Source organism: Streptomyces sp. CNB091 (assembly GCF_000377965.1).
This window is the reverse complement of the sequence record NZ_KB899003.1, coordinates 185172-202751: the sequence shown is the minus strand read 5'-3', so window position 1 is coordinate 202751 and position 17580 is coordinate 185172. Positions and strand designations below refer to the sequence as shown.

General features: G+C 72.8%; 21 protein-coding genes. 17 read left to right on the top strand and 4 right to left on the bottom strand.

Features of this window, described 5'->3' with window-relative positions:
- Nucleotides 1–7: 7 nt before the first annotated feature.
- The 6 genes from D581_RS0124625 to D581_RS0124605 all read left to right on the top strand — a co-directional run bounded on the left by D581_RS0124625 (nucleotide 8) and on the right by D581_RS0124605 (nucleotide 4534).
- Complete coding sequence (locus D581_RS0124625) at nucleotides 8–1492, top strand: hypothetical protein (RefSeq protein ID WP_018959853.1); 1485 nt, start codon at nucleotides 8–10, stop codon at nucleotides 1490–1492.
- 178 nt (nucleotides 1493–1670) lie between these two features.
- Entirely contained in the window at nucleotides 1671–2360 is a 690-nt protein-coding gene (locus D581_RS0124620; RefSeq protein WP_018959852.1) for an LmeA family phospholipid-binding protein, read from the top strand.
- A 261-nt stretch (nucleotides 2361–2621) separates the two neighbouring features.
- Nucleotides 2622–2702, top strand: coding sequence for a putative leader peptide (locus D581_RS1000000142230; RefSeq protein ID WP_350240574.1), 81 nt, complete (start codon nucleotides 2622–2624; stop codon nucleotides 2700–2702).
- A gap of 165 nt (nucleotides 2703–2867) precedes the next feature.
- Nucleotides 2868–3707 carry a sulfurtransferase gene (locus D581_RS0124615; RefSeq protein ID WP_018959851.1) on the top strand — a complete coding sequence of 280 codons (840 nt, stop codon included), beginning with the start codon at nucleotides 2868–2870 and terminating at the stop codon, nucleotides 3705–3707.
- A 63-nt stretch (nucleotides 3708–3770) separates the two neighbouring features.
- Nucleotides 3771–4058: a DUF1416 domain-containing protein gene (locus tag D581_RS0124610; protein WP_003968135.1), complete on the top strand. Its 288-nt coding sequence runs from the start codon at nucleotides 3771–3773 to the stop codon at nucleotides 4056–4058.
- Between the two features lie 218 nt (nucleotides 4059–4276).
- The gene (locus tag D581_RS0124605; protein WP_018959850.1) at nucleotides 4277–4534 is read left to right on the top strand and encodes a DUF3099 domain-containing protein; all 258 of its coding nucleotides are present in this window, start codon (nucleotides 4277–4279) and stop codon (nucleotides 4532–4534) included.
- A 69-nt stretch (nucleotides 4535–4603) separates the two neighbouring features.
- Here D581_RS0124605 and D581_RS0124600 read toward each other — a convergent pair whose 3' ends face one another.
- Nucleotides 4604–4966 (bottom strand): DsrE family protein, encoded by a 363-nt coding sequence (locus D581_RS0124600; RefSeq protein ID WP_012380275.1) that lies wholly within the window; start codon nucleotides 4964–4966, stop codon nucleotides 4604–4606.
- Nucleotides 4967–5071: 105 nt separating this feature from the next.
- On the opposite strand from D581_RS0124600, the gene D581_RS0124595 reads away from it, so the two are divergent.
- From D581_RS0124595 to ygfZ, 6 genes are all read left to right on the top strand, one after another.
- Nucleotides 5072–5893 (top strand): hypothetical protein, encoded by an 822-nt coding sequence (locus D581_RS0124595; protein ID WP_018959849.1) that lies wholly within the window; start codon nucleotides 5072–5074, stop codon nucleotides 5891–5893.
- 188 nt (nucleotides 5894–6081) lie between these two features.
- Nucleotides 6082–6801, top strand: coding sequence for a hypothetical protein (locus D581_RS0124590; RefSeq protein ID WP_018959848.1), 720 nt, complete (start codon nucleotides 6082–6084; stop codon nucleotides 6799–6801).
- Complete coding sequence (locus D581_RS0124585) at nucleotides 6798–7670, top strand: hypothetical protein (protein WP_018959847.1); 873 nt, start codon at nucleotides 6798–6800, stop codon at nucleotides 7668–7670. Before D581_RS0124590 ends, D581_RS0124585 begins: the two co-directional genes overlap by 4 nt.
- 287 nt (nucleotides 7671–7957) lie before the next feature.
- Nucleotides 7958–8530, top strand: a complete 573-nt coding sequence (locus tag D581_RS0124575; protein WP_007446360.1) for a heme-binding beta-barrel domain-containing protein — start codon at nucleotides 7958–7960, stop codon at nucleotides 8528–8530.
- Between the two features lie 88 nt (nucleotides 8531–8618).
- A complete protein-coding gene (locus tag D581_RS0124570; RefSeq protein WP_020679242.1) occupies nucleotides 8619–9179 on the top strand; it encodes a Fur family transcriptional regulator in 561 nt (186 codons plus the stop codon).
- A gap of 9 nt (nucleotides 9180–9188) precedes the next feature.
- Nucleotides 9189–10154 (top strand): CAF17-like 4Fe-4S cluster assembly/insertion protein YgfZ, encoded by a 966-nt coding sequence (gene ygfZ, locus D581_RS0124565; protein WP_026290870.1) that lies wholly within the window; start codon nucleotides 9189–9191, stop codon nucleotides 10152–10154.
- Between the two features lie 47 nt (nucleotides 10155–10201).
- Here ygfZ and dtd read toward each other — a convergent pair whose 3' ends face one another.
- The gene (gene dtd / locus D581_RS0124560) at nucleotides 10202–10651 is read right to left on the bottom strand and encodes a D-aminoacyl-tRNA deacylase (RefSeq protein WP_026290869.1); all 450 of its coding nucleotides are present in this window, start codon (nucleotides 10649–10651) and stop codon (nucleotides 10202–10204) included.
- Between the two features lie 115 nt (nucleotides 10652–10766).
- Here dtd and D581_RS01000000137660 point away from each other — a divergent pair, with 115 nt between their 5' ends.
- The 3 genes from D581_RS01000000137660 to D581_RS0124545 are packed head-to-tail and all read left to right on the top strand — an operon-like array spanning nucleotide 10767 to nucleotide 13759.
- Nucleotides 10767–11432, top strand: coding sequence for an RsiG family protein (locus D581_RS01000000137660; RefSeq protein WP_018959842.1), 666 nt, complete (start codon nucleotides 10767–10769; stop codon nucleotides 11430–11432).
- Nucleotides 11433–11482: 50 nt separating this feature from the next.
- A complete protein-coding gene (locus D581_RS0124550; protein ID WP_018959841.1) occupies nucleotides 11483–12481 on the top strand; it encodes an asparaginase in 999 nt (332 codons plus the stop codon).
- 24 nt (nucleotides 12482–12505) lie between these two features.
- Nucleotides 12506–13759: a GNAT family N-acetyltransferase gene (locus tag D581_RS0124545; protein ID WP_020679241.1), complete on the top strand. Its 1254-nt coding sequence runs from the start codon at nucleotides 12506–12508 to the stop codon at nucleotides 13757–13759.
- A gap of 141 nt (nucleotides 13760–13900) precedes the next feature.
- Here D581_RS0124545 and D581_RS0124540 read toward each other — a convergent pair whose 3' ends face one another.
- Complete coding sequence (locus D581_RS0124540) at nucleotides 13901–14743, bottom strand: ABC transporter permease (RefSeq protein ID WP_018959839.1); 843 nt, start codon at nucleotides 14741–14743, stop codon at nucleotides 13901–13903.
- Nucleotides 14736–15764: an ATP-binding cassette domain-containing protein gene (locus D581_RS0124535; protein ID WP_018959838.1), complete on the bottom strand. Its 1029-nt coding sequence runs from the start codon at nucleotides 15762–15764 to the stop codon at nucleotides 14736–14738. The genes D581_RS0124540 and D581_RS0124535 overlap by 8 nt, the downstream gene beginning before the upstream one ends.
- A gap of 209 nt (nucleotides 15765–15973) precedes the next feature.
- Here D581_RS0124535 and D581_RS01000000137655 point away from each other — a divergent pair, with 209 nt between their 5' ends.
- Both D581_RS01000000137655 and D581_RS0124525 read left to right on the top strand, forming a co-directional pair.
- Nucleotides 15974–16822: a TetR/AcrR family transcriptional regulator gene (locus tag D581_RS01000000137655; RefSeq protein WP_486585876.1), complete on the top strand. Its 849-nt coding sequence runs from the start codon at nucleotides 15974–15976 to the stop codon at nucleotides 16820–16822.
- A 19-nt stretch (nucleotides 16823–16841) separates the two neighbouring features.
- Nucleotides 16842–17543, top strand: coding sequence for a TetR family transcriptional regulator (locus tag D581_RS0124525; RefSeq protein ID WP_018959836.1), 702 nt, complete (start codon nucleotides 16842–16844; stop codon nucleotides 17541–17543).
- Nucleotides 17544–17580: the final 37 nt, after the last annotated feature.

The window sequence follows — 17580 nt, the reverse complement described above, 5'->3', positions numbered from 1 at the left end:
GCAGACCATGAGCAGCAGCGATCAGCAGTACCCGTATCCGTACGACCCCGAGCGGCAGCAGCACCCGGCGCCGCCGCACTGGCCGGACGGGACGGCCGGGCAGTCCGCCACTCCCCAGGACCAGGCCGCCTTCGACCAGGGCGGGACGCAGACGTGGCAGGCGCCGACCTGGGACACGCAGTACCAGCCGACGATCCGCCCGGGCGGGGAACAGCACCGGGCGGGGGATCTGGGGCAGGGACAGGGGCAGGGGCCGGGGCAGGGTTACGGGCAGCAGCAGCAGCCGGGTCCGTACGCGACGCCGCAGCCCGATCCGTACGGACAGCGGCAGCCCGATGCGTACGCGACGGCACAGCCCGATCCGTACGGACAGCAGCAGCCGGGTCCGTACGCGACGCCGGAGCCGCACCCTCCGTACGAGCAGCAGTACCAGGATCCGCAGCACCAGCAGCACCAGCAGCACCAGCAGCAGCCGCAGTTTCGTGAACCGCAGCAACAGGTGCAGGGGCAGGCGCAGGGACAGCCGCAGCAGCCGTACCGGCCCTCAGCGGCTTCGGCGGCCGACACCGCCTATCTTCCGCCCCAGGGGGCCTCGGGCTCCTTCCCGCTGCCGCCCGAGGTCCCGGCCGCGCCCGTGGCCCCCGCGGCACCCGGGACCGCCCCCGCGCCCATGACCGTGCGGCCGGAGGCCGGCGACACGGGCTACAGCGCGCCCACGACGCTGGGCAACGCCCGGATCACCGACGCCCAGCGGGCCCGCGCGGAAGGGCGCTCGCCGATCATCGCGCCGGGGATGCAGCCCGCCGCGCTCACCGCCGTGCTCGGCCTGCTGCTCGCGGGGGGCGCGGCGATCGGGCCGTACGCGCTGCTCGTCCCGGTGGTGCTCCTCCAGGCGGTGACGGCCGCCGGATGGTTCCGGCTCAACGGCATGTGGCCCGCCCGCCAGGGCATCGCGCTCGCCTTCGCCGGGGGGCTGGTCGCCGACGTCGTGCTGCTCGCCGCGGGCCGGGAGCACGGCCCCGCCGCGCTGCTGGGCACCCTGGGCGTCTGGGTGCTGCTCACCGTGGTCCTCCAGCTCCGCAGCCACGCGGGGGCCGACGAGCGGATGTACGGCCTGATGGCCACGGTCGTCTCGGCCTCGCTCGCGGTGCTCGCGGGCGGATTTCTCGCGGCGGCCCCGGACGCGGTGACGGTCGGCGGGGCTGCCGTCGCGGCGGCCACGCTCGTCCGTGCCCTTCCGCTGCCCGGCATCGCCTCCCTCGGGGTGGCCCTGCTCGCGGGCGCGGGTGCGGGCCTCACGTTCGGCAATACGACCGACATGGGGGCGAAGGGCGTGCTGCTCGGTCTCGCGGTCGGCGGGTGCGCGCTCATCGGGCTGCGGGTGGCGAGCTACGACTACCCGTCCCGGTTCGTGCACATGACCGCCGGAGTGGCGCTACCGCTGACCGTGGCGGCCCCGGCCGTCTACCTGGTCGGCCGCGCCATCCTCTGACCGCCGCACGGCCACCGTCGCCGACCGCCGCACGGCCACCGCACGGTGACGGTCGCCGACCGGCCCCCGGGAACCGATCGGGGGCCGTCGGTCGTCGATCATCCAGGGCGTCCCTCTCCTGCGGCAGTAGGCTCACGGGCGCCAGGGGGACCGATCGGCTCAGGTGGGGGAACGACACATGCGCGCACTGCGAATACTGCTGGTCCTGGTGGTGGTGCTCGGCGGCCTCTTCCTCGCCGTCGACCGTGCGGCCGTCTACTTCGCCGAGTCCGAGGCCGAGGACCGGGTCACGATCAGCGGGGGCGGGCCCGCCACGACGGAGATCTCGATCAGGGGTTTCCCCTTCCTCACCCAGCTCGCCGCGTCGCGGCTCGACCGGGTCGACGTCGACCTCACCGGCATGGAGACCAGCGCCGCCGGCCGCGCGATACGGGTCAGCGAGGTCCGGGCCGAACTGCACGACGTGAAGCTCGGCTCCGGCTACCGGAGCGCGACGGCCGCCCGCGCCACCGGCACCGCGCTCGTCAGCTACGCGGACCTGACGGCGGCGGCCAGCGACGGCGTCGTCGTGGAGTACGGCGGCAACGGCAAGGCGAAGGTCACCGGCACCGTCGAGCTCCTCGGTCGGCCGATCTCGCGCAGCGTGCTGTCCACCGTGACCCGCGTCGACGGCCACACGATCAAGGTGCGCGCGGACAAGGTGCCGGGCGAGGGACTTCCCGGCGTCGAGCGGCTGGTCCGCGAGAAGACCGACTTCCAGGGCGACATCGACGGGCTGCCGAAGGGCCTGGAGCTCCGGGAGGTCAAGGTGACCGAGAAGGGCCTGGAGATCTCGGTGACCGGCTCGGACGTCTCCCTGACGGGCTGACCGACCGCCCCGGGCTCCCCGCCGGAGCCCCTCCCGTCCCCCTCCCGCCCCCTCCCATCTCCTCCCGCGCCCCTGAAGCACACCCGGGATCCGGATAGTGAGACGCCCGCGTCCGGTCCGCAGATGCGGGGCAGGCTCGGGGGAGCCCCGCACGGGACCGCCGACCCGTTCACTCCTCCGTGTCTCACATCACGGATGATCGTGTCTCATCATGCGACACGACGGTGACATCTCCGGCCGTACCTCCCTACGATCGGACCCATGAAGCGACAGGCGGATCTCACGAAGCGGCGGGCAGTAGACCTGTGCCGCGTCGCCGCCATGCTCTGTCGCACCTCCTGAGCGGGGCGTTCGCACCGTCCCGTCTCTCCCCGGCCCTTCGACCGAAGTCAGGGCCGGCCCCGTGCCCCGTACGCGCCACGTTCCGTGCCTCGCGCCTCTGCACCCGCACCCAGCAACTCCGCATCTCGCACCACCCCGCCGCACACTGCCCCGGAGGAGAACAACATGAGCCGTAGCGACGTCCTGGTAGACGCCGACTGGGTCGAGGCCCACATCGACGACCCGCAGGTCGCCATCGTCGAGGTGGACGAGGACACCTCGGCGTACGAGAAGAACCACATCAAGAACGCGATCCGGATCGACTGGACCAAGGATCTCCAGGACCCGGTCCGCAGGGACTTCGTCGACCAGGCCGGCTTCGAGAAGCTGCTCAGCGAGAAGGGCATCGGCAACGACACCCTGGTCGTCCTCTACGGCGGCAACAACAACTGGTTCGCCTCCTATGCCTACTGGTACTTCAAGCTCTACGGCCACGAGAACGTGAAGCTCCTCGACGGCGGCCGCAAGAAGTGGGAGCTCGACTCCCGCGACCTGACCGACGTCGTCCCGACGCGCCCGGCCACCCAGTACACGGCCAAGCCGCAGGACGAGTCGATCCGTGCCTACCGCGACGACGTCGTCAAGGCCATCGGCAGCCAGAACCTGGTCGACGTGCGCTCGCCCGACGAGTTCAGCGGCAAGCTGCTCGCCCCGGCCCACCTCCCGCAGGAGCAGTCGCAGCGCCCCGGCCACGTGCCGAGCGCCCGCAACATCCCCTGGTCGAAGAACGCCAACGACGACGGCACCTTCAAGTCGGACGACGAGCTCAAGGCGCTCTACGAGAACGAGCAGGTCGACCTGGCGAAGGACACCATCGCCTACTGCCGCATCGGTGAGCGCTCCGCGCTCACCTGGTTCGTGCTCCACGAGCTGCTCGGCCAGGAGAACGTCAAGAACTACGACGGTTCCTGGACCGAGTACGGCTCCCTCGTCGGCGTGCCGATCGAGCTCGGCCCCGCCAAGTAGTCCGACCTACTGACTGACCGACCGACCGACTGACCCGCACGACCCGACCAGAAGGACAGAACCATGTGTGGAGCACAGGCCGGTGGCCCCGACGCTTCGACGATCAAGCCCGGTGAGACCACCATCCAGGGCAGCGTGACCCGCGACGGCGAGCCCGTCACCGGCTACGTACGGCTGCTGGACTCGACCGGCGAGTTCACCGCCGAGGTCCCGACCTCGGCGACCGGACAGTTCCGGTTCTACGCCGCCGAAGGCACCTGGACGCTCCGCGCCCTGGTTCCCGGCGGCAGCGCCGACCGCACGGTCGTCGCGCAGACCGGCGGGCTCTCCGAGGTCGCCATCGCCGTCTGATCCGTGACGGTCCGCGGTGCGCCGCTGATCTGTAACGGTGCGCGGTACGCCGCTGATCCGTAGCGATCCGCGGTGCGCCGTTCCGTACGGCGCGAAGAACGGCCGAAGGGCCGCACCCCAGGGGGTTGGACGCCACCTGACGCGGGGTGCGGCCCTTCGTGCCGTCCCGGGGGCCCCACCGGGTGGGCGGGCGGCCCGGGGGGTCCTACGCTGGAAGCATGTACGCCCGACGCAGGCGGAACTACTTCCTCATGATGGGCGGATGCGTCGCGCTCTTCGTGTCCGCCTGGGCCGTGGTGCGCCTGTGGTCCATGCCGGTCGCCATCGGCATGTGCCTGGTCGCCATGGTGATCCCGCCCGTCGCCGCGATGGTCGCCAACCGGCGGGGCCCGGACGACCGTTGGTGGGACGACCCCTCCGGCGACCCGAAGTCCGACGAGTGGTGGGACGAGCTGGACGGCAGAAAGCGCCACTGAGCCGCGGGAGTTCCTGCTGAGCCGGGGAAGCCCCGCCCTGGCCAGGAAGCCCCCCGCCCGGTCGCCCGGTCAGTAGACGAGCGCCTGGGCGCCGTCCGCCATGGCCTCCTGCACGAAGACCTGCGCGCCCGCGATCCGCACACCCTCCAGCACGTCCTTCTCGCCGATGTCGCGCCGGGCCGCGCACTGGGTGCACAGGGTGATCCGGCCGCCCGCCAGGATCGAGTCCAGCAGGTCCGGCAGCGGGGCCGCGTGCGGCAGTTCGAACTCGGCGGCCCGGCCCGGCAGGGCGAACCACGAGGACTCGCCGGTCAGCCAGAGCGAGACCTCCACACCGCTGGCGACACCCACGGCCGCCACGGTGAAGGCCTGGGAGCAGCGCTCGGCGGCCTCGGGCCCGGCGGTCACCTTGATCACAAGCTTCTTCGGCATGTGCCGAACTGTAATCGTCCGGGACGCAACCTCCTTGCCGGCCTGGGAGTCACTTGTGCGCGCAGGTAAGGGAACCCGCGCTTCAGGTCTCTTGGGGGGACCCTTTTGGAACCGAACGACACGATTCCTGCCGCGCCGGAAGGGACCGCACCCGCGCCGCCGGAGCAGCCGGCCCATGCCGACGCGCCCGTACGCCGCCGGCCACGCGGACGTACGGCGCCGATCATCGCGGTGGCCGCCGTCCTCGGGATCGCGGGCGGGACCGCCGTCGGCTACGGCATCCAGGCGGAGCGGGCGTCCACGCCCCTGGCCGCCCTGTCGCAGCCCGGCCTCGGCTACCCGGCGAAGTCCCGGTCCGCCGACCAGGCCCCGCTGACCGCAGACCAGGACCGGCGGGTCAGGACGGACGGCGACCTGCGCAAGCTGCTCGTCGACCGGCCCGAGGGAGCGGAGAAGACACTCACCGACGAGTTGAGCCTCGGCGACGGCTGGGAGCCGATCGACCAGTACGCCGAGACGAACTACAAGAACCCGCACCACATGTTCGAGGCGCTGACCGAGCAAGGACTGCGCCGGGTCGCCTCGGTCTCCTGGGAACAGGGGAAGTACCGGGAGACCGAGGTCCACCTGCTCCAGTTCCGGTCCGGCGACAGGCTCGGCGCGGCGGAGCACCTCGACAGCCAGCTGGAGTACATGCCGCGCAACGAGCGCGGCGCGGGCAACGAGGGGGATGCGATCAAGGGCAGCGGCGCGGGCCGCTACTTCCTCCACCCGGTCGAGCGGGAGGCGGGATACCTCCCGGCGTACCGGGCCAGGGCCCTGGCCCGGCGCGGCGACATCGTGCTCGACATCCACATCTACGACACCGTCCCGATCGGCAAGAAGGCCATCCGGACGCTGGCCGAGCGACAGCTGGAGCGGCTGTGAACGACGACGAAGGGACGAATTCCGTGACCGATCCGCCCGGGCCGGCCGATCCGCCCGGGCCGGCCGATCCGCCCGGGCCGGCCAGGGGGGCTGGACCGGCCGGGGAGGCTGGACCGACCGGGGAGGCTGGTCCCGCCGCCCCCACTCCCGCCCCCACCCCCGCCCCGGCCCGCCGGGCGCGCCGGGTGGTGCTGGCCGCGCTGTCCGTCGTCCTGGTGCTCGGAGCGGTCGGCGGCGCGGCCGGGTACGTCAAGAACACCGTGGACACCGCGGACCGGACGGTCGCCACGACCGTCTGGGACGAGGACCACGTACCCACCGGCGAGGACCCGGCGGGCGAGCCGTCCCGGGGCCGCCACGACACCGAGCTGACCAAGCTCCTGCTCCCGGTGCCCGAGGGTTATCTCCTCGGCCCGGACATCGGCGAACTCGGCAACGACAGCGAGACGAGCGGCGCCAAGGCCGCCGCCGCGATGAAGGAGATGGGGCGCGGCCTGGCCGGGAAGGACCGCCGCGAGCTGAACAAGTCCATCGAGAAGCTCCGCATCCGAGGCATCGCGCAGCGCTCGTACGCGGCGGACTCCCATGACCTCGTCGTGAACATCCAGGTCGTGAAGATGCGGGACAGGCAGGCGGTCCGCGCGTCGTACCTGGACCGGAAGAAGCTGCTGGACTCCTTCGACTTCTTCCGCAAGGGACCGAAGGTCGACGGCCACAAGAGGGTGACCTGCTACCGGCTGCCCAAGGGCGACAGGAAGAGCCTCGACGGCGTCACCTGCATCGCGTACGAGGGAGAGGCCTCGGTGACCGTCGACGCGAACGGCAGCAAGCCGTTCAGCCCGTCCGAGGTCGGGGATCTGGTGAAGGACCAGCTTGACCACATCGCGTCCCCGGGGGAGTACGTATGAGCGAGCAGACGGCGAAGTCCGGGGCGTCCGGGATGCCCGAAGCGCCGCCTTCGGCCGCTGTGTTCGCGCCGCCCCTCCTCCATCCCGACGCGGCCGCCGGGGCGCCGAAGCCGCCCCGGCGGGTCCTGCGCGCGGTGGCGCGGTGGACGGCCGCCGTGCTGGCGTTCGGGGTGCTCGGCACCGGGACGGCCTTCGGGATCGCCTCCCTGGAGCGGACCGACGTCCCCGGGCTCGCCACGGAGGACGACGGCCGCTGGGACTACCCGAAGCTGTCCCTGCCCGCCCTCCCGGCCGGTTCGCCCCGGCCGTTCGGGGCCGGCAACCCGGCCGAGATCCACCACGCCGACCTGCGCGAGCTGCTGCTGCCGGCCCCCGCCGGAGCGGTGCCGGACAAGAAGCTGCCGGGCGGCTGGATCTCCACGGAGACGTTCCTCGACGTCTACCGTCAGCAGGACCGGCCGTCGGTGTCCCAGCTCCTGAAGGACGCCGCGCCGCGCCATATCGCGGCACGCGGCTGGACCATGCCGGACGGCACGACGTCCCGGATCTACCTGGTGCGGTTCAACTCGACGGCGTTCGCGAGCCGCATGCTCGACGATCTGAACGTGGGCTACTCGGCCGGTACGCCGCTGGACCGCACGGACACCACCCAGTTCGACGACACCTGGGGTTCGGACAACGACATCGAGAACCTCTCGTCGTTCGTCTTCGCCGAGCAGGCGCCCTTCGGAGCCGAGCACGTCCGGCTGGCGTACACCCTGGCGGGGGACACTCTGGCCCTCGTCGTGCACGAGCGAGCCGGGAAGCGGGAGACGGGCCGTGTCCCCTTCCAGCAGACGGTGATCCTGCAGAACCAGCTGCTGGCCTGAGACGCGCGGCGGCGGCTTCGCCGCGGACACCTGGACGAGAAGGCCGGGCCCCCACCCATTAGGCTGGGGGCCCGGTCCTGTCACCGCCGCCACCCGATCGTCACGAGGAGCCCCCTGTGCTTGAGGCATTCTTCTCCGCCCTGCTGATCCTGGTCTGCGTGGGCGTCACCGCCTTCGCCGCGATCACCGTGAAGAAGCTGTACCAGGGCCAGCGCTGACCTTCGCCGTTCGCCGTCCCCACGGTTCCCGCCCACCCCTCGCACCCTCACAGATCGTCTGAGCCGCTCATGATCGAGATTCCGTCCGACCTCCACCCGGACCTCGTCCCGCTGGCCTTCCTCCTCGGCAACTGGGCGGGCGCGGGCGTGTCCGACTTCCCCGGCGCCGAGAAGTGCAACTTCGGCCAGGAAGTCACCTTCAGCCACGACGGCCGTGACTTCCTGGAGTACGTCTCCCACACCTGGGTCCTGGACGACGAGGGCAAGCAGGTCCGGCCGCTGGAGACCGAGACCGGCTACTGGCGCATCGACAAGGACCGCAAGGTCGAGGTCGTCATGGCCCGCGACCAGGGCGTCATCGAGATCTGGTACGGCGAGCTGGCCCACCAGAAGCCGCAGATCGACCTGGTCACCGACGCGGTGGCCCGCACGGCGGCCTCCGGCCCGTACAGCGGCGGCAAGCGGCTCTACGGCTACGTCAAGAGCGACCTCATGTGGGTCGGCGAGAAGGCCACCCCCGAGGTCGAGCTGCGTCCGTACATGTCGGCGCACCTGAAGAAGGTCGTCACCCCCGAGGAGGTCGCCGAGATGGCGCGGAACCTCGAGGACATGCCCGACGACGGCATCGCGTTCTTCAAGTAGGGACTCCCCGGGCAGGGATCTCCCCCGCGGAGAGCCCGCCCGGAGCCGGGGCAGCGGCCCGGTGCTCACCCCGCCCTACACTGGGCGTGTGGTGAGCACCGACTGGAAGACCGATCTTCGACAGCGCGGCTACCGGCTGACGCCCCAGCGTCAGCTCGTCCTGGAGGCGGTCGACGCCCTGGAGCACGCGACTCCGGACGACATCCTGTGCGAGGTGCGCAGGACCGCGTCCGGCGTGAACATCTCCACGGTGTACCGGACCCTGGAGCTCCTGGAGGAGCTCGGGCTTGTCAGCCACGCCCATCTGGGGCACGGCGCCCCGACGTACCACCTGGCCGACCGGCACCACCACATCCACCTGGTCTGCCGGGACTGCGCGGACGTCATCGAGGCGGATCTCTCCGTCGTCGCCGAGTTCACCGAGAAGCTGCGCGCCGACTTCGGCTTCGAGACGGACATGAAGCACTTCGCGATCTTCGGCCGCTGCGCGGGGTGCGAGGCAGCGAAAGCGGCAGCGAAAGCGGCGGCGGACGGGACGGCGGACGGCACCACGGGCGGGGCCGCGGACGGGGTCGTGGACAGGGCCTCCGGCGGGACCGGCGACGCGGGTGCGAACACGCCCGCGAAGGGCGCCCCCGCCAAGTCGTAGGCTGGGCGCATGAAGAGCCCCTTGCTGTCCCTGCCCGGTGCCGTTCCCGCCGAAGGCCGCGACGAAGGCGTCGCCGCGCACTACGGCGACCTGTTCCGCGAGCAACGTGCGCTGGCCGACGGCAACGGCTTCGTCGACCTCTCCCACCGGGGCGTCATCACCGTCACCGGCGACGACCGGCTGAGCTGGCTGCACCTGCTGATCACCCAGCACGTCAGCGACCTCGCCCCGCACCAGGCCACCGAGGCGCTCATCCTGTCCGCCAACGGGCACATCGAGCACGCGATGTATCTCGTCGACGACGGCACGACGGTGTGGATGCACGTCGAGCCGGACACCCAGGGCGAGCTGATCGCCTACCTGGAGTCGATGAAGTTCTTCTACCGGGTCGAGGTCGCCGACCGCACCGGCGACATCGCCCTCGTCCACCTCCCGGCCGGTTCCATCGCCGAGGTCCCGGACGGGGCGGCCGTACGGGAGACCCCGCAGGGCCGGGACCTGTTCCTGCCCCGCCCCGGCCTGGAGGCGTACGCCGCCGCCCACGGCCCCGCCGCCGGGATCCTGGCGTACGAGGCGCTGCGCGTGGAGGGCCACCGGCCGCGCGTCGGCTTCGAGACCGACCACCGCACCATCCCGCACGAGCTGGGCTGGATCGGCGGCGCCGTCCACCTCCAGAAGGGCTGCTACCGGGGCCAGGAGACCGTCGCCCGCGTCCACAACCTGGGGAAGCCGCCGCGCCGGCTCGTCTTCCTGCACCTGGACGGCAGCGAGGTGCACCTCCCCGGCCACGGGACGCCGGTGCGGCTGGCCGCCGACGGTCAGGAGGGCCGCCAGCTCGGCTTCATCACCACCTCCGCCCGCCACCACGAGCTGGGCCCGATCGCCCTCGCCCTGGTCAAGCGCAACGTGGCCGTCGACGCGGAACTGCTCGCCGGCGACACGGCCGCCGCCCAGGAGACGGTCGTCGAGCCGTAGACACTGCGCGTACGGGGCACTGCGCGTACGGAGCACTCCGCGTACGGCTACACCTCGATGATCACCGTGAACGGGCCGTGATTCGTGAGCGAGACCCGCATGTCCGCTCCGAACCGGCCCGTCTCCACCTGCGCCCCCAGCGCCCGCAGCCGCGCCACCACCTCGTCCACCAGCGGCTCGGCCACCTCGCCGGGCGCGGCGGCGTTCCAGGTGGGGCGGCGGCCCTTGCGGGCGTCCCCGTAGAGAGTGAACTGAGAAATCACCAGGAGGGGGGCGTTCACATCCGAACAGGACTTCTCGCCCTCCAGGACGCGCACCGACCAGAGCTTGCGGGCCAGCTGCGCCGCCTTCTCCGGGGTGTCGTCATGAGCGACCCCGACCAGCACACACAGGCCCTCGCCGACGATCTCCCCGACGACTCCGGGGGCCGAGGTGCCGTCCGTCGCGCCCGCGACGGAGACGCTCGCGCCGTCCACTCTCTGTACCACTGCACGCATACAGACCAACCTATCTTGGGCTGAACGGGTACAGAGCACCTGCATCGGCACCGTGCGGAGTGGCACGATGCACGATGTCGGTGTGCCGACGCACCGGTCGAGGGGACGGAACAGCATGAGTACCTATGGAGCCGGACAATCTCCCGGTGCCGTACCGGACGCGCGTCACCGCACCGGCACCCTGCGGTCACCCGTACAGCGCAGTCTGCCGGGGCAGGGTCCCGTACCGCCACCCGCGACGCCCGCGGCGGCCGCGGCCGCCGCCACCGTGCCCGAGCAGACCGGCGGCGACGCCGGCTTCGGCGGGCTGCGGCTGCCGGAGCTGCGGACGCTGCGCCGGGACGCCCAGCGCGACGAGGCCGACCTCAGTTACGTACGCCGGCTGGTGCAGGGCCGGATCGACATCCTCCGCGCCGAACTGGCCCGCCGCCGGGACCCCGAGGCCCCCGTGGAGGACGCGGCGGTGGTGAGCCGGCTCTCCGAGATCCTGGCCGACACCCCGTCCCGGCACCGCACCTCCGCGCGGCACGTCACGCTGACGACGCCGCGCGGCGACGAGTTCCGGCAGCTCGCCGCCGAGAACCTCGCCGAGGTCGAGCTGTCCGACCTGGAGGCCCGGACGGACGAGGAGCTGCACACGGCGATGGGGCGGCTCGTCCGCTACGAACAGCAGGTCTCCCGCCGCCGTCACCACCTTCAGCGCACCGCCGACGATTGCGGCGCGGAGATCGCCCGCAGGTACCGTGACGGGGAAGCACAAGTAGACGACCTGCTCGCCTGAAGCGACCCTTCCGGGCGCGGGTCCCGCACCCCCGTCCCCGGAAGGCCACCATGACGTCCACCGACGCCCCGTCCGCCATATCCTCCGCCCCGGCCCCCGCCCCGGCCCCCGCCCCGCCCGTCCTGGCCGAGGTCGTGCGCTCCGGGTTCACGGAGGGGCATCACCGGGGGTCGCTGGTCCTGCTGGCCGCCGACGGCAGCGTGGAGCGGGCTGTCGGGGACCCGGCGGCGCCGGTCTTCCCCCGGTCCTCCAACAAGCCGATGCAGGCCGCCGCGATCCTGCTGGCCGGCCTCGACCTCTCGGGCGATCGGCTGGCGCTGGCCGCGGCGAGCCACTCCGGGGAGCCCTTCCACCTCGACCTCGTACGGAAGATGCTCGCCGAGCACGGGCTGAGCGCCGCCGACCTCCGGACCCCGCCGGACCTGCCGCTGGACCCGGTGGAGGCGGAGGCCTACCTCGCGAGCGGTCACGTACGCGAGCGGATCACGATGAACTGCTCCGGCAAGCACGCGGCCATGCTCGCCGTCTGCGTCCGCAACGGCTGGCCCACCGCCACCTACCTCGACCCCGCCCACCCGCTCCAGCAGCTTGTCGGCGAGGTCGTCGCCGATGCGGCGGGGGAGCCGGTCGCGGCGCTCGGCACGGACGGCTGCGGGGCCCCGCTGATGGCGATCGGGCTGACCGGCCTGGCGCGCGCGTTCCGGTCCTTCGTGCTGGCGGAGCCCGGGAGCGCCGAGCGCCGGGTCGCGGACGCGATGCGCGCCCACCCGGAGTACGTCGCGGGCACCCGGCGGCCGGACACCTGGCTGATGCGCGAGGTGCCGGGGACGCTCTCCAAGATGGGTGCCGAGGCGGTCCAGGCGGTGGCGCTGGCCGACGGCCGGGCCCTCGCCTTCAAGATCGACGACGGCGCCACCCGGGCGCTCGGCCCGGTGCTGGCCCGCGCCCTGGAGCTGCTGGGCGTGGACGCCCCGGTGGTCGCCCGGATCGGGCGTTCGCCGCTGCTGGGCGGGGCGTCGGAGGTCGGGGAAATTCGCGCGACATTCTGAGGCGCGCATGCCTAGCGTGGGGGGATGAGCCTTGATGTCCGTTACGTCACCGCGTCCGAGTTCCCCGAGTGGATGAGGGCGGTGGGCACCGGCTTCCTGACCGCCGGAAAGGGGCCGGGCGAGGAGCTCGTCGCGGACCGGCTCGGCGATGTCGACCTCTCCCGCGCGCAGGGCGTCTTCGACGCCGGGCGCTGCGTGGCGACGTTCCGCTCGTTCGCCCAGGAGCTGACCGTGGTGGGCGGGGCGGCCTTGCCGGCCGACGCGATCACCTCGGTCACGGTGACGCCCACGCACCGCCGTCGCGGACTGCTCAGCCGGATGATGGCGACGGACCTGGCGGCGGCCAAGGAGCGCGGCGAGCCGGTCGCCTCGCTGATCGCCTCCGAGTACCCGATCTACGGGCGGTACGGCTTCGGCCCCGCCACCTGGAGCGCCGTGTGGGAGGTCTCCGTGCACCGGGCGGGCCTCGACCCGCGCCGCTCCGGGCAGCCGACGGGCGGCGGCCGGATCGAGATGGTGGACGGCGCGGACGTCCGCAAGACCGGCCCCGAGGTGCACGCCGCGCTGGCGGCCCGGCAGCCCGGCGTCGTCACGCGCGGGGAGCGCTGGTGGCGGCGGCACACGGGGGTCGGGCCCCGCCCGGACCACGAGAAGTGGACCGAGCCCTTCTACGTGGTGCACCGTGCCGCCGACGGCACGGTCGACGGCCTGATGGTGTACGGCACGGACGACACGTGGGGCGACTCCGGGCAGCCGCAGAACACCGCCACCGTACGGGACATGATCGCGCTGAACCCGGCGGCCGAGCGGGCCCTGTGGCACTTCCTCTGCTCGGTCGACTGGATCACCGCGGTCCGCTCCGGCTACCGCGCCCCCGACGATCTGCTTCCGCTGCTGCTGCCCGACCCGCGCGCGGCACGGCTGGTCACGAACTCGGACTGGCTGTGGCTGCGGATGCTGGACGTGCCGCGCGCCCTGGAGGCCCGGACCTACGGCACCGAGGCGTCGCTCGTCCTGGAGGTCCGGGACGACGCGGGGCTGGCCGGGGGCCGCTTCCTGCTGGACGCCTCGACCGACGGCGCCCGGTGCGTCCCGACCACCCGGAGCGCCGATCTGGCACTGGACGTGGCGGAGTTGGCGACGCTGTATCTGGGCGACGAGTCCGTGCGGCGGCTGGTGGACCTGGGCCGGGCCGAGGAGCTGCGGGCGGGTGCGGCGACGACGGCGGACGCCGTGTTCCGTACGGGCCGGCGGCCGTGGTGCCCGGACGTGTTCTGAGTCCTGTCCGCTGCTGCCGCCGGGACCGGACCGGACCGGACCAGGTCCGCCGACCCGGAGCAGGCGGTCTCAGGCGCCGCCGACCGGCGCCGGTGGTCAGCACCGGCCCGGAGCCGGTGGTCAGCGGCCCCGGGCCGGCGGTCAGCGGGTCCGGATCCGGAACAGCGTCCCCGAGACGCCGATCGCCACGGCGAGCATCCCCGCGGCCCAGACGAGCGCGATCCAGGGGGTGTTGCCCACCTCCTGGCCGAGCAGCAGCCCGCGCAGGGACTCGATCGCCGGGGTGATCGGCTGGTGGTCGGCGAAGCCGTGCAGCCACTCCGGCATGTTCTCGGTCGGGACGAAGGCGCTGCTCGGGTAGGGCAGGAACGACATGAAGAACGTGAAGCCGCTCGCCGCCTCCGGCGTCCGGGCCAGCAGGCCGATCGCCGCCGAGATCCAGGACAGGGCCACGATGTAGGCCACCAGTACGACGGCCACCAGGAGCCAGCCGCTCCAGGAGGCGGCGGGGCGGAAGCCGATCAGCAGCGCGACGCCGAAGACCAGGGCGGTGGCGCAGAGATTACGGACGGTGCTCGCCGCCACGTGCCCGGCCAGTACCGGCGTACCGCCCACGTCCAGGGAGCGGAACCGGTCGATGATGCCGCCCTTCATGTCCTCGCTGACGGCGGTGGCGGTGGTCGCGGCGCCGAACCCCGCGGACAGGAGCAGGACGCCCGGGACGACGTACATGACGTACGAGTCGTAGCCCGTCCCGGTGTCGATCGCGCCGCCGAAGAAGTAGACGAAGATCAGCATCAGCATGATCGGCAGGGCCAGGGACGTGATCAGCGCGTCGGTGTTGCGGCTGCTGATGCGCAGGGCGCGTGCGGCCATGACCGCGGTGTGGGTGAGCGGACCGGGCCCGGGGCCGGGGTCGGGGCGCCGCGCGGCCCCGCCGGTGTGCCGGGCCGGGGTTCCGCGCCGAACGGCGGTGTCAGACATGGGTGGGTGCCTCCGGAGTCGTGGGCGCCTTCGAGACCTTCGAGGTCAGGTCCAGGAAGACGTCGTCGAGGGTCGCGCTGTGCAGGCCGAAGCGTTCGATCTCGTGGCCCGTCGGGTCGATCTCGTCGAGCAGGGCGCGCACCTGGGCCGCCGAGCCGTCGGTGGGGAGACCGAGCGTCAGGGTCTCGGGGGAGTGGTGGACGGCCCGGCCGGCCAGCCGGAGGTAGGCCTCGTTGCTGGTGAGGACCAGGTCGAGACGGTGGCCGCCGACCCGCGACTTGAGGTCGGCGGCGGTGCCCTCGGCGACGATCCGGCCCCGGTTCAGCAGGGCGATCCGGTCGGCGAGGCGGTCGGCCTCCTCCAGGTACTGGGTGGTGAGCAGGATGGTCGCCCCGCTCGCGGCCAGTTCCCGGACGACCTCCCAGAGTTCCTGGCGGCTGCGCGGGTCGAGGCCGGTGGTCGGCTCGTCCAGGAAGAACACCCCCGGCTCCGGTGAGCCGACGAGCCCGGCCGCCAGGTCGAGGCGGCGGCGCATGCCCCCGGAGTAGGTCCGGACGGGGCGGCGGGCCGCCGCGGTGAGGTCGAAGCGTTCCAGCAGCTCTCCGGCCCGGCGCCGGGCGTCGGCCCGGGAGAGCCCGGTGAGCCGGGCCATCATCCGCAGGTTCTCCTCGCCGGTCTGGGTCTCGTCGACGGCGGCGAACTGGCCGGTGAGGCTGATCGACCTGCGCACCGCGCTCCGCTCGGCGACGACGTCGTACCCCGCGACGCGGGCGGAGCCGGAATCGGCCTCGGTCAGCGTCGCGAGGATCCGCACGGTGGTGGTCTTGCCGGCCCCGTTCGGCCCGAGGAGGGCGAAGACGGTGCCGAGCCCGACCTGGAGGTCGATGCCGTCGAGGACCCGGACGGCGGGTTTTCCGTAGGACTTGGTGAGGCCGTACGCCTCGATGGCGTGGGCGCCGTCGGCAGCGCTGCCGACGGTGCTGCCGCTGCCGCTGTCGGTGGTTCCGGTCGGGCCGGTCATGGGCGGGCCTCCTTCTGCGCTTTCTGCGTATGTCATACGCGTTATTGCGTAAGCATTACGCATCTCTAGGATGGGGTCAAGGCGCACGGGGCGTGGAGAGCGACGGCGACGACGCCGGGGCGGCGACGAGGCCAGGACGGCGGCGTGGTCGGGCCGGTGGAGTGTTCCGGGGCGGCGGCGTGGCCGGGACGGCGGGCGAAGGGGATGCGGTGACGGAGAAGAACGGCTCGGGCGGCGGCGATCTGCCGGCCAGCCTGGAGGCGGCCTGGGGGCTGCGGGACCGCCCGGCAAAGGGTCCGAAGCCCGGCCTGAGCCTGGAGCGGATCGTGGCCGCGGCGGTGTCCGTCGCGGCGGCCGACGGGCTCGCTGCCGTGTCGATGGGCCGGGTCGCCCAGGAGCTCGGCGCGTCCACGATGTCCCTGTACCGGTACGTCTCCGCCAAGGACGAGCTGTACGTCCTGATGCACGAGGCGGCCATCGGCCCGCCGGATCCCCTGCCCGCCCTGGAGGCCGGTGGGGGCTGGCGGGCGGCGCTCACCGCATGGGCGTCCGCGCAGCGCGAGCGGTACCACAGCCACCTCTGGGCGCTCCGGATCCCCATCGGCGGCCCGCCCGCGACCCCGAACTCGATCGCGTGGTGGGAGCAGGGGCTCCAGGCGCTGAGGGGCAGCGGTCTCGGCGAGGGCGACAAGACCTCGGTGATCCTGTTGGTCTCGAACTTCGTGCGCAGCGAGGCGCTGATGATGAGCGACCTGGCGGCCGCCGTCGCCGCGCGCGGCATCACCCCCGAGGAGCTGGCGGCCTCCCACGAACGCACCCTCAAGCGACTCGTCGACCCCGAGCGGCACCCCGGGATCACCCGGCAGCTGGAGACCGGGGTCATGAGCGAGCCGGACGAGGCGGACTATGAGTTCGGCTTCGGTATGGGCGTGCTGCTGGACGGGGTGGAGGCGCTGATCCGCGGGGCGGCCGACGGCCATGACGCCCCGGGCACGCCCGGCACCCAGGACGCCTCAGGTGCTCCCGGCGTCTCCGGTGGCGACGTCAAGTCAGCTTGAGGTCAGGGGCGTACGCTTCATGGTCATGAACGGAGAGAACGCCGGCGGCGAGTCCGGGAGCGGGGACGGGGGCGAGGTGCGGGCCCCGGGCCGGGCGCCGGAGCGCCCCCCGGCACCGGTCGGTCTGCGGGAGCGCAAGAAGCGGCTGACCTATCAGGCGGTCTCCGACGCGGCCATCACCATGTTCCTGGAGCGCGGCTTCGACAAGGTGTCCGTGGCGGAGGTGGCGGCCGCGGCGGACATCTCCAAGCCGACGCTCTTCCGGTACTTCCCCGCCAAGGAGGACCTGGTCCTGCACCGGTTCGCCGACCACGAGGACGAGTCCGCCCGCGTGGTCGCCGAACGGCCCCCCGGCGAGGGCCCGCTGGACGCCCTGCGCCGCCACTTCCTCGACGGCCTCGACCGGCGCGACCCGGTGACCGGCCTCTGTGACGTACCGGAAGTGCTGGCGTTCCTCCGCCTGTTGTACGGAACGCCGTCCCTGGTCGCCCGCATGTACGCCTACCAGGGCCGCTCCGAGGCGGCGCTCGCCCGCGCCCTCGGCGGCGGGCTGCCCGAACGGCTCGCGGCCGGGCAGATCATCGCCGTACTGCGCATCCTGGCCCTGGAGAACTGGCGGCGGATCGACGCGGGGGAGAGTGCGGACCGCGTCCACCCGTCCGCGGTACGGGCGGCCGAGCAGGCGTTCGTCCAGTTGCGGACGGGCCTGGAGCCGAACTGAACCGGGGTCGCGGCCGAGGCCCGGGCCGTAACCGCAG

Coding starts and splice junctions, on each gene's coding strand:
- D581_RS0124615 (WP_018959851.1), top strand. CDS start 2,868: ATGAGCCGTAGCGACGTCCTGGTAGACGCCGACTGGGTCGAGGCCCAC.
- D581_RS0124610 (WP_003968135.1), top strand. CDS start 3,771: ATGTGTGGAGCACAGGCCGGTGGCCCCGACGCTTCGACGATCAAGCCC.
- D581_RS0124625 (WP_018959853.1), top strand. CDS start 8: ATGAGCAGCAGCGATCAGCAGTACCCGTATCCGTACGACCCCGAGCGG.
- D581_RS0124540 (WP_018959839.1), bottom strand. CDS start 14,743: ATGTCTGACACCGCCGTTCGGCGCGGAACCCCGGCCCGGCACACCGGC.
- D581_RS0124605 (WP_018959850.1), top strand. CDS start 4,277: ATGTACGCCCGACGCAGGCGGAACTACTTCCTCATGATGGGCGGATGC.
- D581_RS0124600 (WP_012380275.1), bottom strand. CDS start 4,966: ATGCCGAAGAAGCTTGTGATCAAGGTGACCGCCGGGCCCGAGGCCGCC.
- dtd (WP_026290869.1), bottom strand. CDS start 10,651: ATGCGTGCAGTGGTACAGAGAGTGGACGGCGCGAGCGTCTCCGTCGCG.
- D581_RS01000000137660 (WP_018959842.1), top strand. CDS start 10,767: ATGAGTACCTATGGAGCCGGACAATCTCCCGGTGCCGTACCGGACGCG.
- D581_RS1000000142230 (WP_350240574.1), top strand. CDS start 2,622: ATGAAGCGACAGGCGGATCTCACGAAGCGGCGGGCAGTAGACCTGTGC.
- D581_RS0124585 (WP_018959847.1), top strand. CDS start 6,798: ATGAGCGAGCAGACGGCGAAGTCCGGGGCGTCCGGGATGCCCGAAGCG.
- ygfZ (WP_026290870.1), top strand. CDS start 9,189: ATGAAGAGCCCCTTGCTGTCCCTGCCCGGTGCCGTTCCCGCCGAAGGC.
- D581_RS0124620 (WP_018959852.1), top strand. CDS start 1,671: ATGCGCGCACTGCGAATACTGCTGGTCCTGGTGGTGGTGCTCGGCGGC.
- D581_RS0124525 (WP_018959836.1), top strand. CDS start 16,842: ATGGTCATGAACGGAGAGAACGCCGGCGGCGAGTCCGGGAGCGGGGAC.
- D581_RS0124550 (WP_018959841.1), top strand. CDS start 11,483: ATGACGTCCACCGACGCCCCGTCCGCCATATCCTCCGCCCCGGCCCCC.
- D581_RS0124535 (WP_018959838.1), bottom strand. CDS start 15,764: ATGACCGGCCCGACCGGAACCACCGACAGCGGCAGCGGCAGCACCGTC.
- D581_RS0124545 (WP_020679241.1), top strand. CDS start 12,506: ATGAGCCTTGATGTCCGTTACGTCACCGCGTCCGAGTTCCCCGAGTGG.
- D581_RS0124575 (WP_007446360.1), top strand. CDS start 7,958: ATGATCGAGATTCCGTCCGACCTCCACCCGGACCTCGTCCCGCTGGCC.